The organism is Streptomyces sp. V1I1, from assembly GCF_030817355.1.
Lineage (GTDB): Bacteria > Actinomycetota > Actinomycetes > Streptomycetales > Streptomycetaceae > Streptomyces.
The window spans coordinates 5251973-5265874 of record NZ_JAUSZH010000001.1; the positions used below are offsets into that span (position 1 = coordinate 5251973).

Below are 13902 nucleotides of genomic sequence, written 5' to 3' on the forward strand. Positions count from 1 at the left end.
ACGCACGCCATGAACGGACACCTGTCATGAGATGGGCGCTGGTCAAGGTCTCGCTGGCCGTCACCGCCATGGTCGTGGTCGCCTTCGCGATACCCCTCGGGCTCGTCATCAAGGAGATGGCCAGGGACCGGGCCTTCTCCAACGCCGAGCGGCAGGCCGCCGCCATCGGCCCCACCCTCTCCATCACCGCCGACCGCGATCCGCTGGAGCGGGCGGTGATGTCCACCCAGGCCGGATCGGCCGGGCGGATGGCCGTGCACATCCCGGCCTCCGGCGAGCCGGGCAGCCAGCCGGTGAACATCGGCACCCGCCGGGCCACCCAGAAGGACCTGGCGACCACGCAGCGGCTCGGCCGCGCCTCCATCACCGAAGTGACCGGCGGCTCCGCGTTGCTCCAGCCCACCGCGATCAGCACCGGACAGATCGCCGTCGTCGAGGTGTTCGTGCCGGAGGGCGAGGTATCCAACGGCGTGGACACCGCCTGGCTGGTGCTCGCCGGTGTCGGCATCGCGCTGATCGTCGGCTCGGTCGCGGTCGCCGACCGGCTCGGCATCCGCATGGTGCAGCCCGCCCAGCGCCTCGCGGGCGCGGCGCACGACCTGGGCGAGGGCAAGCTGGGGGCGCGTGTCCCCGAGGAGGGGCCGACCGAGCTGCGTTCCGCCGCGATCGCCTTCAACTCCATGGCGGACCAGGTGGTCCAGCTCCTCGCCAATGAGCGCGAGCTGGCAGCCGACCTGTCGCACCGGCTGCGTACGCCGCTCACCGTGCTGCGCCTCAACGCCGCCTCGCTCGGCGACGGACCCGCCGCCGACCAGACCAGGGCCGCGGTCGAGCAGCTGGAGCGCGAGGTCGACACGATCATCCGCACGGCGCGCGAGGCCAAGCCGCAGACCGCGTCGCCCGGCCCCGGAGCGGGCTGCGACGCCTCCGAGGTTGTCCGGGAGCGGATGGACTTCTGGTCGGCTCTGGCGGAGGACGAGGGCCGCGAGGTGCGGGTCGCGGGCGTCGACCGTCCCGTACGCATCCCGGTCGCGCGCCCCGAACTGGCCGCCGCGCTCGACGCGTTGCTCGGCAATGTCTTCCGGCACACCCCGGAAGGCACGGCCTTCTCGGTCGACGTACACAACGGCGGGGACGCGGTCATCGTGCTGGTGTCGGACGCGGGCCCGGGCATCACCGACCCGGAGGCGGCGATGGCCCGCGGCAACAGCGGGGGCAGGGACGGCTCGACGGGGCTCGGCCTGGACATCGTGCGCAGGGTGGCGGAGTCGACGGGCGGGGACGTGCGGATAGGCAGCTCGGTGCTCGGCGGCACGGAGGTGCGGATCTGGATCGGGCTCGACCCGCGCGAGGGGCTGCCGGGGGAGCGGAGACGGGGCCACCGGGGAACGGTCAGACGCCGCAAGGGCGTCCGCCTGATGAAGTGACCGGGACCTTCGGTGGCCGGTTTGTCCTCAATCGCCGGACGGGCTTGGTTGCAAGTGGTCTCGACCATTAATCCGTTCCGATGCCCTCCTTAAGGGCGCCCTAAGAAGCTCAACCCCCGCCCCGAACAGGTCATTTGTCCGTTTCCGGGCCGCTAGCGTGCTGCCACACCCCCACCCCCCGTAACGCAGAGGCAGGCACGCAATGGGCAGCAGTACGCACCGGCGCAGGGCGAGCGCGAAGACCAAGGCGGTCGGCGCGGTCGTCGCCGCCGCCGTCATCGGCGGCGCGGCGTTCGCCCTCACGGGCACCGCGCAGGCCGCAGCCGTAGGCGCCGCGTACACCAAGACGAGTTCCTGGACCGGTGGTTACACCGGCCAGTACGTCATCACCAATGCCACCGACAAGGCGCAGTCGGACTGGACGCTCGAGTTCGATCTGCCCGAGGGCACCACGATCGGCTCGCTGTGGAACGGCGAGCACACCGTGAACGGGCAGCACATCACCGTGAAGCCCGCGAGCTGGAACAAGGAGCTCGCCCCCGGCAAGTCGGTGACCGTCGGCTTCGTCACCTCCGCGAGCGGTACGGCGACCATCGCCGACCCGACCTCCTGTCTCATCAACAAGGTCAAGTGCTCCGTCGACGAGGGCGCGACGCCGCAGCCGAGCGGCCGCCCCACCGAGCAGCCCACACCCACCAAGACCCCGAGCCCGACGGCGAGCGCCACGCCCACGCAGAAGCCGACCCCCACCCCGACACCCACCCCCACCGAGACGCCCGGCGGCGGTACGGGCGCGGCCGCAGGCTTCGCGCCGTACATCGACACCTCGCTCTACCCGGCGTACGACCTGCTGGACACCGTCACGAAGACCGGGGTCAAGGAGTTCAACCTTGCCTTCATCACCTCCGGCGGCAGCTGCGCCCCGCTCTGGGGCGGCGTCACCGACCTCGCCAACGACAAGGTCGCGGCCCAGATAGGCGCGCTGCGCGCCAAGGGCGGCGACGTCCGGGTCTCCTTCGGCGGCGCGGCCGGCCACGAGCTGGCGCTGAACTGCTCCTCCGCCGACGACCTGGCGAAGGCGTACGGCAAGGTCATCGACGAGTACAAGCTCACCAAGGTCGACTTCGACATCGAGGGCGCGGCCCTGCCGGACACCGCCGCCAACTCCCGCCGCTCGCAGGCGATCGCGCAGCTCCAGAAGTCCCACCCGGGCCTCGACGTCTCCTTCACGCTGCCCGTCATGCCCGAGGGGCTGACCCAGCCCGGCGTGGATCTGATCGCCGACGCCAAGAAGAACGGCGTGAAGGTCGACGCGGTCAACATCATGGCGATGGACTACGGACCTGCCTACAGCGGTGACATGGGCCAGTACGCCATCCAGGCGGCGACCGCTACCCAGGGCCAGATCAAGGGCGTGCTCGGGCTGTCGGACGCGGCCGCGTGGAAGGCCGTCGCCGTCACCCCGATGATCGGCGTCAACGACGTCGTGACCGAGATCTTCAAGGTTGACGACGCCACGCAGCTGGTCGACTTCGCCAAGTCCAAGGGTCTGGGCTGGCTGGCCATGTGGTCCTCGACCCGCGACAAGCAGTGCGCGGGCGGCGAGAAGCCGGCCGCGGATGCGACGTGCAGCTCGATCCTCCAGGAGCCGCTGGCCTTCACGAAGGCGTTCTCCGCCTACAAGTAGGTCCCACCAAGCCGCCACCCCCCGGCGGCGCGTCCCGGCCGGACTGCCCCCCACCCGGCCGGGGCGACGGGACCGCTCGGCGCCGGCCTCAGGCAGTCGGCGGGCAGGGCGTCGATCCGCCGCAGCCCGCGGTCGCCGGGCGAGCCGTCGATGTGCATCGCCGCCCGGTCGGGCCGGCCCTTGGACCGTACGGTGAAGACGAAGCCGCCGTCGCCGGCGTACCGCGCCGTCCCGCCCTGCCCGCCCGCGCGCTCGGCGGCGACGCCCTTGACGCAGCTGACGCCCGTGACCTCGTACTCCTGTAGATGCCCCGCGTCCAGCGTCAGCACCTCGCCGTACCCGTCCACCCGCCACACTCCGGACGGCGGCCGGGCCGGCTCAGCGCCCGCCGGGGCGAGCGGCAGGGCCATGCCCGCGGTGACAGCCAGCAGCGCGGCCGCCGCGACGGTCCTGCAGATGGTGCCCGATCCACTCCTGAGCTGCATGGTCAGTGCCTTCCCCGTACGTCGTCGATCTCGTACCACCACGATCGGCTCGACGCGTCTTCCGGAACATCCCGCTGTCCGGTCAGTGCGGGGTGGGGAAAACCCCCGCGGCCATTGAGTGGTGCAAGCCGTCAGTCCGTACTGAAGGGCATGAAGGACACGGTTGCCCCCATCACTCCCATCACCGCCAAAATCCGCCAGGCGCCGCGCAGGGCCGCGTTCTTCGATGTGGGCGGCACGCTGGTGCGGCAGGCACTGTGGAACGAGCCCGGACTCGCCGCGTATCTGCGGCACGCGGTGGCGGGCGATCTGATGGTGCTGGTCTCCAGCTCCCCGCTGCCCGTGGTGGCCCCGCTGGCGGCGCGACTCGGCGCGGACGAGATGCTCACCTGCATGCGGGGCCACGGCAAGGGGTACGCGGCGCGCACGCTGATGCGGGAGTACGGCTTCGACCCGGCGGACTGCCACGCGTACGCGGACGAGGCGGCCGACCTCGCCCTGCTGACCGAGGTCGGCAACCCGGTGGTCGTGGGCGATGACCCCGTGCTGCTGAGTCACGCCCGACGGGGTACGTGGCCGGTGCTCAGCGAGTGAGGTCGCCGGCCGGCGGCTCCGGGAGCACCCCGGACCGGGCCAGCGCCGCGTACCAGTGCGCGCTCGACTTGGGCGTACGGGCCAGCGTCTCGTAGTCCACGTACACCGCGCCGAAGCGCTTGCCGTAGCCGTAGGACCATTCGAAGTTGTCCATCAGCGACCAGAGGAAGTACCCGCGCACATCCGCGCCGTCGGCGATCGCGCGGTGAACGGCGGAGAGATGGCCGTGCAGATAGCGGATGCGGTCGGGGTCGTGGACCGAGCCGTCCGCCGCGGGCTTGTCGACGTACGCCGCACCGTTCTCGGTGATCACCAGCGGCAGGCCCGGGGCCTCGCGGGTGTAGTGCAGCAGCAGGTCGTAAAGGCCGGTCGGGTCGATGGACCAGCCCATCTCCGTGCGCTCGCCCGGCGGCTGGTGGAAGGAGACCGAGTCCGCGCCGGGCCAGGGGGAGTGCTTGCTCGCGCCGTGGCCGTCGCTGCGGGGGCGATTGTCAGTGGCAGCCGATACAACTGCAGGTGCGTAGTAATTCAGTCCGAGCGAGTCCAGGGGGTGCTTGATGACGGCCAGATCGTCGCCGTGGACGAACGACCAGTCGGTCAGGGCCGCGGTGTCCGCGAATAGGTCCTGCGGATACGTGCCCTTGAGCATCGGGTCCGCGAAGATGCGGTTCGCGAGCGCGTCGATACGGCGGCGCGCGTCCAGGTCCGCGGGGCTCTGGCTGCTCGCTCTGACCACGCTCGGGTTGAGGCTGACGGAGAGCTGGGCGCCGGCGGGTAGGGCGGAGCGCAGCGCCTGGGCGGCCAGCCCGTGGCCGAGGTTGAGATGGTGTGCGGCGCGCAGCGCGGCGACCGGGTCGGTGCGGCCCGGCGCGTGGACTCCGGAGCCGTACCCGAGAAAGGCGCTGCACCAGGGCTCGTTGAGGGTGGTCCACATATCCACGCGGTCGCCGAGCGCGTCCGCGACGATACGGGCGTAGTCGGCGAAGCGGTGCGCGGTGTCCCGCTCGGGCCAGCCCCCCGCCGTCTCCAGCTCCTGGGGCAGATCCCAGTGGTAGAGGGTGAGCACCGGACGGATGCCGTGGTCGAGCAGATCGTCGACGAGGCCCCGGTAGAAGTCGAGGCCGCGCCGGCCGGCGGGGCCGCGGCCGGTGGGCTGCACCCGGGACCAGGAGACGGAGAAGCGGTACGCGTTGACGCCGAGGCCCGCCATCAGCGCGACGTCGTCGGCGCGGTGGTGGAAGTGGTCGACCGCCGTGTCCCCGGTGTCACCGCCCTCCACCTTGCCGGGCGTATGGCTGAAGGTGTCCCAGATCGACGGCGTGCGGCCGCCCTCCCGTACAGCGCCCTCGATCTGGTACGCGGCGGTCGCGGTGCCCCACAGGAAGACCGGCGGAAAGGTCATGGACATCGGTGAGCTCCCAACATGTGCGTAGGAACGTATGCGCAGGTACGAATGCATAGGTACGAATGCATAGGTACGGGAATGCGAGGAGGTGTCAGCCCTTGACCGCGCCCTGCATGATGCCGCCGACGATGTGCTTGCCGAAGACGACGAAGGCGATCAGCAGCGGAAGGGTGCCAAGCAGCGCGCCCGCCATGATCACCGACTGGTCGGGGATATAGCCGCGGCCGAGCCCGGTCAGCGCCACCTGCACGGTGGGGTTGCCGTTCTGGGTCAGCGCGATGATCGGCCAGAAGAAGTCGTTCCAGGCCATGACGAAGGTCAGCATCCCGAGCACCGCCATCGCGGGCCGCGCAGCGGGGAGGACGACGTGCCACACCACGCGCCAGCTGCTCGCGCCGTCCACCCGCGCCGCCTCGATCAGCTCGGTGGGCAGCGCCTCGATCAGGTACTGCCGCATGAAGAACACCCCGAAGGCGCTGACCAGGGTGGGCAGGATGACGGACTGCAGCTGGTCGGTCCAGGACAGCTCGGCGATGAGCATGTACAGGGGTACGACGCTGAGCTGCGGCGGCACCATCATCGTGCCGATCACCAACAGGAGCAGGAGGTTCTTGAAGCGGAAGCGGAGTTTGGCGAAGGCGAAGCCGGCGAGGGTCGAGAAGAGCACGGTCCCGGCCGCGATCGACCCGGCGACGATCGTGGTGTTGAGCAGGGCGGTGCCCATGTTGGCGTCGGTCCAGGCGATCTCGAGATTTTTGAAGAGATTGCTGCCGAACCAGAAGGGCGGGGGAGTCTGCGCGAGCCGGGAGCTGTTGCGGGAGGCGGCGACTGCCGTCCACACCAGAGGAAAGAGGGAACCGACCGTGAACACGATCAGCACGGCATAGGTGATCCGGCCGCCATGCAGCTGACGTCCGGCACGTTTGGCGCCTCGGGCGCCTCCGGCACCTCCGGTGCGGCCTGTGTCTCCGGCGCGACCGGCGCGGCCTTTGGCGCGCTTGGCGCTGAGCAGTGTCGTCATCGTCGTACCCCCTACGCGCCCTTGCTCAGCAGGCGGGCGAGCAGCCAGTTCACCGCGCCGATCACCAGCAGGATCAGGAACATCGACCAGGCGATCGCCGAGGCCCGGCCGAGGTGGAGATTCACCCAGCCCTGCTCGTACAGATAGAGCCCGAGCGTCTGGAACTGATGGTCGGCGCCGCCGGTCGCGCCCGCGCTGCCGTTGAACAGCAGTGGCTCGCCGAACAGTTGGGTCGCGCCGATCGTCGAGACCACACAGGTGAACAGGATCGTGTGCCGCAGCGAGGGGACGGTGACATGGATGAACTGCTGCAGGCGAGAGGCCCCGTCGAGCGCGGCCGACTCGTACAGATCGTTCGGGATGGCCTGCATCGCGGCCAGATAGATCAGCGCGTTGTACCCCGTCCACCGCCAGATCACGATCGTGGAGACGGCCAGCTGGGAGGTCCATTCGCCGTTCTGCCAGTCGATGTTGTCGATGCCGACCAGTCCGAGCGCCCAGTTGATCATTCCGTAGTCGCGTCCGAAGAGGAGGACGAAGACAAGCGTCGCGGCGGCCACTGAGGTGGCGTACGGAGTCAGCGCGGCCACCCGGAAGAACATCGAGCCGCGCAGCCGGTAGTTCAGCAGATGCGCGATGCCCAGCGCGATGAGCAGCTGCGGCACGGTGGAGATCAGGCCGATGGTGACGGTGTTCTTCAGAGCGTTCCAGAAGAACTCGTCCTCGAGCAGGCGGGAGAAGTTGCGCAGCCCCACCCACTCCATGTCGGTGGGCGCGGTCAGTTCCACCCGGTGGAGCGAGGCCCAGCCGGTGTAGAGCAGCGGAAAGAGCCCGAAGGCCAGGAAGAACACGAAGAACGGCGCCACAAAGGCGTACGGACTCCACTTGACGTCCAGCCGGTAGCGGCGGCTGCGCCGGGCCCGGCGGCGATCGTCGGCCGCGCCGTCGGACCGGTCGCGTGGGGCCGCGCCCTCCTCCCCCTGGGAGGGCGCGGCGGCCGGTGCGTCACTCGCCATACCGGTCACTGGTCCAGCGCGTTGTCGATCGCCTTCACGGCCGCGTCCCACCCCTGCTGGGAGGACCGGCCCTTCTGGTCGACCTGGAGCATGCCGATGTCCGCCAGGTTCTGCGCGATGATCAGGTCCTTCGGCCCGATGATCTGGACCGGCACTCCCTCGGCTGCCTTCGAGAAGATCTGTCCGATGGGCGCGCCGGCGAAGTAGGCGTGCTTGGCGCCGGAGACTTCGGGCAGGGAGTACGCGGCCTTGGCGCTCGGGAAGCTGCCGCGCTCGGCGAAGAGCTTTGCCTGCTGCTCGGGCGCGGTCAGCCAGGCCGCGAGCTTCGCCGCCTCGTCCTTGTTCTTGCCCGCATCGGGGACGGTCAGGAAGGAGCCGCCCCAGTTGCTGGGCTTGGGCGCCGCGGCCACGTCCCACTTGTCCTTGCCCGCGGCCCCGCCCTTGTCCTGGATGTAGCCGAGCATCCAGGCCGGGCAGGAGACGGTAGCGAACGTGCCGTTCGCGAAGCCCTGGTCCCAGGCCGGCGTGAACTGCTGGAACTTACCGGTCAGACCCTCCGTCGCGAACTGGGCCGCGATGTCCCAGGCCTCCTTCACGGCCGGGTTGGCCTTGTAGACGATCTTGCCGTCTTTGTCGTAGAAGCGGTTCTCGTTGCTGCCGGTGATCGCCGCCATCACTCCGGAGGCGGAGTCCACGAACGCCGTCCTCTTCGGCGCTTTCGCCTTGAACTGCTTGCCCGTGTCGAGGTACTTGTTCCAGTCGCCCGCCCACAGCTTGCCGACTGCCTCCCGGTCGGTGGGCAGCCCGGCCTTGGCGAAGAGGTCCTTGCGATAGCAGATGCCCTGCGGACCGATGTCGGTGCCGAGCGCGATCGTCTTGCCGTCCTTGGTGGTGGCCTGCGCCCACTTCCAGGGCAGGAACGCGTCCTTCTGGACCCCCTCGGTCTTGCCCAGGTCGACCAGCTTGCCCGCCTGCGTCGCGGTTATCTCGGCGATGTTGTTGACCTCGACGGCCTGGATGTCGGCGAGACCGCTGCCGCTGCCCAGATGCGTCAGCAGCTGCGGGTAGTAGTTCTCGTTCCGCTCGATCGAGGTCTGCTTGATCTCGATGTTCTTGTTGAGCTTCATGTACTCGTCGTAGAGGCCGGCCTCCTTGAGACCGAAGGCGCCGAAGACCCCCACCGTGAGCGTGGTCCTGCCCTTGCCTCCCCCGCCGCCGTTCGACGCACTGCCGGTGGGTTCGTCGCTGTCCTCGGCACAGCCGGCCAGCAGACCGGCGCCGAGCGCGGCGACGACCGCGAGGATTACTGCCCTGCGCATTGCGTCCTCCTTGTGCCCTGACGTGCCGACCCCCCGGCCAACTGGCGTGCAGCGCAGTGCCGTTGATGCTCCGCGGCTCGGGCGGGGAACGTGCGGGTTGTGTATGAGTCAGGTACGGTGGGAGCGCTCCCATATGTGATGTGTTGAAGGGTCGCCGCTCCCTGAGGGGGTGTCAAGGCACCCGGCACGTTATGTTCTCGGACGGGGAAGCCTGGGGAGGCGGACATGGTGTCTCGGACAATCCGTACGCGCAACGGAGGGCGGGGCACGGGCAGACCCACCCTCGAAGAGGTCGCCGCACGCGCCGGTGTCGGACGAGGCACGGTCTCCCGCGTGATCAACGGTTCGCCGCGGGTCAGCGACCGCACCCGCGCCGTCGTCGAGGCCGCCGTCGCCGAACTCGGATACGTACCCAACCGCGCGGCCCGCGCGCTCGCCGCCAACCGCACCGACGCGATCGCCCTCGTCGTCCCGGAGCCCGAGGACCGGTTCTTCGCCGAGCCGTACTTCTCCGACATGGTGCGCGGTGTCGGCGCGGCCCTCGCCGACACCGAGATGCAGCTGCTGCTGACCCTGGCCGGCAGCGACCGCGAGCGCCGCAGGCTCGCGCAGTATCTGGCGGCCCACCGCGTCGACGGCGTCCTGCTGGTTTCCGTGCACGCCGACGACCCGATCCCCGACATGCTGGAGGACCTCTCGATTCCGGCCGTGATCAGCGGCCGCAGGTCGGCCGCCGAGACGCTGGCCGCGGTCGACTCCGACAACTTCGAGGGTGCCCGCAGCGCGGTCGCGCATCTCGCGGCCCGCGGCCGCCGTGCGATAGCGACGATCACCGGACGCCTGGATGTGTACGGCGCCCAGTGCCGCCTGGACGGCTACCGCGCGGCTCTCGCGGCGGCGGGCCTGCCACCCGACGCCCGACTGACAGCCCCCGCCGACTTCACCGAGGAGGGCGGCCGCCGCGCGATGCGGGAGCTGCTTGAGCGCTGCCCGGAGCTGGACGCGGTCTTCGCGGCCTCCGACGTGATGGCGGCGGGCGCCCGCCAGGTGCTGCGCGAGGCGGGCCGCCGGATCCCGGAGGACGTGGCGCTGGTCGGCTTCGACGACTCGGCGGTGGCCCGCCACATGGACCCGGCGCTGACCAGCGTGCGCCAGCCGATAGAGGAGATGGGCCGGACGATGGCCGAGGTGCTGCTTCAGGAAATAGAGGGGCGCACGGGCGAGCGGCCGCAGATCGTGCTCCCGACGGAGCTGGTCGTACGCGAGTCGTCGTAGCGGGATCCACAGATCCACAGATCCATGGCTCCGCGGAAAAGAATCAAGGGCCCCGGTCCGAAGACCGGGGCCCTTGATCATTCAGGGTGAGTAACGGGACTCGAACCTGTTTTGTTACCCATATTTGACCTGCGGTGATGCTGAAAACCGTGCCAAATCGGGACTGTTCGATGCCAGTGAGTGTCACTCGGGTTCACTGAATGCCGCTCGGTTTGGCCATGGCCAAGCGGGCGGGCGGCGATGCCCAACGGCGGGGCGGGGTGAGTAGAAGAAACCCGAATCGCGATCGTGGCCAACTGACAACGCCCCCACCCGAAGGTGGGGGCGTCGCCGACCGCTCCGATCCGCCTGGGGGAGGACACGGAGGGCCGGTCTGGAATGGGGGGTTCCGGCTAGGTGCCCGGACCGCTCATAGATCAAACAATGTAGGTTCTAACCCACAGCTATTCGATCATGGACCCGTAAACGTGGACCCGTGCCACGCTCCACCCCACCCGACACCTGGGTCCTGAATCGAAGGCGACAGATCGGTGACCAGATTCGGGCAGCGCGGTTGTACGCGAACCTCACGCAAGAGGCAGTCGCCAACCAGATCGGGATGGACCGGCCGTCGTACAACCGCATCGAGCAGGGCCACGTCTCGCCGCTTCTGGACACGCTGCTCCTCGTCGCCGACGCCATCGGTGTGGACCTCGCAGACCTCATGCGGTAGGGCTCCTCTCCCTGCTCTACGCGGGAGACAGGTCCGTCCGTCGCGACGCGGCTGAGAAGAGCCCCGGCCTGCCCCATGACGGGGGACGGGTGGCAGACCGGGGCGGCATTGGGCCGTCGTGTCACTCAACGGTGAGACGACCAGTGCGCAGGATGGTGTGGTTAGCGAAGAGGCCGTCCAGGCGGAACTCCTTGGTCAGGTCGCCAGTCCACTTCGCGTCGGGCAGATCGCGGTATGTCGACGCCTTGACCATGCGGGCCCGCGTGCACTGGGTGAGGATCCAGCGCGCTTCCGTCTGACCAGGGGGCGGGTTGGTGTACATGCTCGCGGCCAGCCGCCACAAGTGGTCGCCAGTCGCACTGTCCGGGGCGACCACACCGACGATCGCGACATCCCCGAGTCCGCGGGAGTCGCTCGACTGCGTGGTGTACGCGACGGTCAGGCCCTCCAGCGGGAAGACCGTAAGACGGCTGCAAGCGGAGAGAAGGGCAACCACAGCGGCTCCGTTCTGTGAGTGGCGCGCGGCCGCCTCTCGACGACCGCGCGCGCGAGGGGTTCGGGCTAGCAGCAGGGGCCGTCGCCGCAGCAGGTCGGCTCGTTGCAGTCCGCCGTCACGCCCCACAGGGACTCGTCGACCGCGTAGCCGGCCGCGCGAATCTTCCCGACGACGTCGACCATCGCCGCCTTGTCCCGGTAGCGGGAGTTCGGGGCGTGGTGGATGTACCGGCCGTAGCGTTCCTGGCACCAGGTTGTGTACTCGGTGCTGTGCAGCATGAACGTGTGCCATGCCGGGTCAACGAGCTTGCTGGGCGACAGGGCTTCACCTGTGCGCCCCATGACGTCGAGGAACGCGAGGCCCTCGTCCATCACGCGTTCGGCGACGCCTCGTTCCAGGCCGTACTCGTCGGCGCAGAAGTCGGCGAGCCGGTCGAAGAGTTCGGCGGTGACGAGCTGGCGCCCGGTGATCTGTTCTGTTGCGAGAGCGGTCATGCGATGCTCCTTGGGTGCGTCCTCGGCGGGAGGCCTTCCCTCACGCCGTCGTGCACGTGCCGGGCCCTCAGTGGCCCGTCACCGCCTCGGCCGGTTTTCCTGGCGGGATGTATCGGCCGAGGCGGGGATCAGTTGGCGGAAGCTGCGGCCGCGTAGTCGAACCGCGGGAAGCCGAAGGAATCCGCCGGGTGCTGGTCGAGCGGCAGGAGCCGCTTCGTCGTCTTGCAGGGCGGGCAGGCGTACATGGTCCGTCCGGGCCCGGAGTTCGCGTGGGCGATGCCCACGGCGATCGGCTCGTCGGTGTCGAAGCCGCACCAGTCGCATCTCCGTGTCACTTCGCCACCTCCGGGCGGAGCTGCGCCCACAAGCCGCTGCCGTCGATGGAGACGCCAGACGAGTGCGACAGCTGGTTGACGATGAGGGCGCCCGGCCCGTGGATCTGAAGGACGGGCAGCGGGCGGTATCCGGTCGCGCTGATGCGGGCGCGACTGCCGGCGGTCGAGATGGTCATCTCGATGACGTCGGGGCGCCGTTCGGTGCGGCTGCCGAGGATCGCGATGAACAGCTCGTTCGCGATGGCCGGGGCGTCGTCGTGGGTGAGGCGGCCTCGGGTCCATTGGCGGACGCGGGCGGCTTCGGCGGGGTGGCCTTTGAAGGCCACGCGCCAGGTATGCCCCGATTCGGACACGGCTGTACCCCGGATCCCGTCGCTATCTGAGTACGGATAGTGCTTTTCTGTACTCAGATTGTCCCTGGAGTTGGCGCAGGTCAAGGGGGAAGCGAGACTATGTGTGCACAGATTGACGCGATCATTCGGCAAGGTGGTGCGGCAGTGGCACAGCCCGAGTACCTGCGGATCGCCGCTGACCTGCGGCGCCGCATCTCCTCCGGCGAATGGCAACCGGGCGACCGGCTGCCGACCCTCCCCGCCCTGTGCGAGACATACCGCGTCTCCGAGACGACGATCCGGAACGCCCTCGGCCTGCTCCGCAACGAGGGGCTGATCGAGACCAAAGCACGCGCCGGGACCCTGGTCCGGTCGCGGCCGCCGGTACACCGCATGGCCGCAGACCGATACCGCACCGTGCCCGGTACCAAGGCCACGCCGTACACCAGGGATCAGGGCATCGGCTGGTCCGAGTACCGGCTCGACAAGCGGTTCGAGAAAGTCGAGGCGGACGCCGAGCTGGCCGCGCTGTTCGAGTGCGAGCCCGGTGAGCGGCTCCTCGCCCGGCACTTCGTGTTCTACGACAACGACCAGCCCACGCAGATGAGCACCAGCTACCTGCGTTGGTCCGACGTGGCGGGTACACCGGTGGCCGATCCGATCAACGAACCGTGGCCGGGCGGCACGCGGGCGCAGATGACCAGCCTCGGCATTCGGGTCACGAGGATCACGGAGTCGTTCACCGCGGCCATGCCAACCGAGGTTGAGGCTGCAACACTGCGCGTAGGTGCGGGTGTTCCGGTGATCCGCTACACCCGTCGGCACATCGTGGACACCGGGCGAGTCGTTGAAGTGGCGCATCCGATCGTGCGCCGCGGTGACACCACTGTCGTGGACTTCGCCATCGACCTGGACGACTGAGCCCGGACATGACGAAAGCGCCCCTGCCCTCCCCGAAGGGAGAACAGGGGGCGTTGTACGTCAGGGGTATTGGCGGCGGGCTGAACGCCCCCACCTCCGGGCGCTGTCCCGGCGGCGGGGGCAGAGTCCGCAGCAAGCGGGGACACCTCATGCTGTGGGGCGGGGGTGACAACGCGTTGGGGATCGTGGGGTGACGGTCACGGTGCGAAGCGCACCGTGACCGATGGTAGCCTAGCGGTGTTGCCAGCACGGCCTTCTGCGCCAGTCCCCTCAGGGACGGCGGGCCCGAGCAGACGGCAGCCTAGGAAGCTCCAGGAAGCCAGGAAGAAGAGGAAGCCCGCCGCTCCGACCGGACGGTTGGGAATTCGTCCTGGCAAGGAGCA

At 69.4% G+C, this 13902-nt stretch carries 15 protein-coding genes; 6 read left to right on the forward strand and 9 right to left on the reverse strand.

All coding sequences use genetic code 11. The annotated features are described in order from the left end of the window. The first annotated feature begins 26 nt into the window (after nt 1-26). Nucleotides 27-1427 carry a HAMP domain-containing sensor histidine kinase gene (locus QFZ67_RS24705; protein ID WP_307663255.1) on the forward strand — a complete coding sequence of 467 codons (1401 nt, stop codon included), beginning with the start codon at nt 27-29 and terminating at the stop codon, nt 1425-1427. 202 nt (nt 1428-1629) lie between these two features. Beyond that, on the forward strand, nt 1630-3114 hold the full coding sequence (locus QFZ67_RS24710; RefSeq protein WP_307663256.1) for a cellulose binding domain-containing protein: 1485 nt from the start codon (nt 1630-1632) through the stop codon (nt 3112-3114). Here QFZ67_RS24710 and QFZ67_RS24715 read toward each other — a convergent pair. Continuing rightward, nucleotides 3105-3599, reverse strand: a complete 495-nt coding sequence (locus QFZ67_RS24715) for a hypothetical protein (RefSeq protein WP_307663257.1) — start codon at nt 3597-3599, stop codon at nt 3105-3107. The genes QFZ67_RS24710 and QFZ67_RS24715 overlap by 10 nt on opposite strands. Before the next feature lie 150 nt (nt 3600-3749). On the opposite strand from QFZ67_RS24715, the gene QFZ67_RS24720 reads away from it, so the two are divergent. Then, complete coding sequence (locus QFZ67_RS24720) at nt 3750-4193, forward strand: HAD family phosphatase (RefSeq protein WP_307663258.1); 444 nt, start codon at nt 3750-3752, stop codon at nt 4191-4193. Here the strand turns inward: QFZ67_RS24720 and QFZ67_RS24725 are convergent. From QFZ67_RS24725 to QFZ67_RS24740, 4 genes are all read right to left on the reverse strand, one after another. After that, complete coding sequence (locus QFZ67_RS24725; protein ID WP_307663259.1) at nt 4183-5601, reverse strand: GH1 family beta-glucosidase; 1419 nt, start codon at nt 5599-5601, stop codon at nt 4183-4185. The two genes, QFZ67_RS24720 and QFZ67_RS24725, sit on opposite strands and share 11 nt — an antisense overlap. Before the next feature lie 88 nt (nt 5602-5689). Next, entirely contained in the window at nt 5690-6619 is a 930-nt protein-coding gene (locus QFZ67_RS24730; RefSeq protein ID WP_307663260.1) for a carbohydrate ABC transporter permease, read from the reverse strand. Nucleotides 6620-6630: 11 nt separating this feature from the next. After that, entirely contained in the window at nt 6631-7635 is a 1005-nt protein-coding gene (locus tag QFZ67_RS24735) for a carbohydrate ABC transporter permease (protein ID WP_307663261.1), read from the reverse strand. 5 nt (nt 7636-7640) lie between these two features. After that, nucleotides 7641-8954 carry an ABC transporter substrate-binding protein gene (locus tag QFZ67_RS24740; protein ID WP_307663262.1) on the reverse strand — a complete coding sequence of 438 codons (1314 nt, stop codon included), beginning with the start codon at nt 8952-8954 and terminating at the stop codon, nt 7641-7643. Nucleotides 8955-9179: 225 nt separating this feature from the next. Between QFZ67_RS24740 and QFZ67_RS24745 the strand changes: the two genes are divergently transcribed. Continuing rightward, the gene (locus QFZ67_RS24745; RefSeq protein ID WP_307663263.1) at nt 9180-10229 is read left to right on the forward strand and encodes a LacI family DNA-binding transcriptional regulator; all 1050 of its coding nucleotides are present in this window, start codon (nt 9180-9182) and stop codon (nt 10227-10229) included. 475 nt (nt 10230-10704) lie between these two features. Further along, nucleotides 10705-10941 (forward strand): helix-turn-helix domain-containing protein, encoded by a 237-nt coding sequence (locus QFZ67_RS24750; RefSeq protein WP_307663264.1) that lies wholly within the window; start codon nt 10705-10707, stop codon nt 10939-10941. A 121-nt stretch (nt 10942-11062) separates the two neighbouring features. Here QFZ67_RS24750 and QFZ67_RS24755 read toward each other — a convergent pair whose 3' ends face one another. From QFZ67_RS24755 to QFZ67_RS24770, 4 genes are all read right to left on the reverse strand, one after another. Then, nucleotides 11063-11437: a hypothetical protein gene (locus QFZ67_RS24755; RefSeq protein ID WP_307663265.1), complete on the reverse strand. Its 375-nt coding sequence runs from the start codon at nt 11435-11437 to the stop codon at nt 11063-11065. Between the two features lie 65 nt (nt 11438-11502). Continuing rightward, nucleotides 11503-11931, reverse strand: coding sequence for a hypothetical protein (locus QFZ67_RS24760; RefSeq protein WP_307663266.1), 429 nt, complete (start codon nt 11929-11931; stop codon nt 11503-11505). Between the two features lie 128 nt (nt 11932-12059). After that, nucleotides 12060-12266: a hypothetical protein gene (locus QFZ67_RS24765; protein ID WP_307663267.1), complete on the reverse strand. Its 207-nt coding sequence runs from the start codon at nt 12264-12266 to the stop codon at nt 12060-12062. After that, entirely contained in the window at nt 12263-12592 is a 330-nt protein-coding gene (locus QFZ67_RS24770) for a hypothetical protein (protein WP_307663268.1), read from the reverse strand. The genes QFZ67_RS24765 and QFZ67_RS24770 overlap by 4 nt, the downstream gene beginning before the upstream one ends. Before the next feature lie 171 nt (nt 12593-12763). Between QFZ67_RS24770 and QFZ67_RS24775 the strand changes: the two genes are divergently transcribed. Then, nucleotides 12764-13519 carry a GntR family transcriptional regulator gene (locus QFZ67_RS24775; RefSeq protein ID WP_307663269.1) on the forward strand — a complete coding sequence of 252 codons (756 nt, stop codon included), beginning with the start codon at nt 12764-12766 and terminating at the stop codon, nt 13517-13519. The last annotated feature ends 383 nt before the right edge of the window (nt 13520-13902 follow it).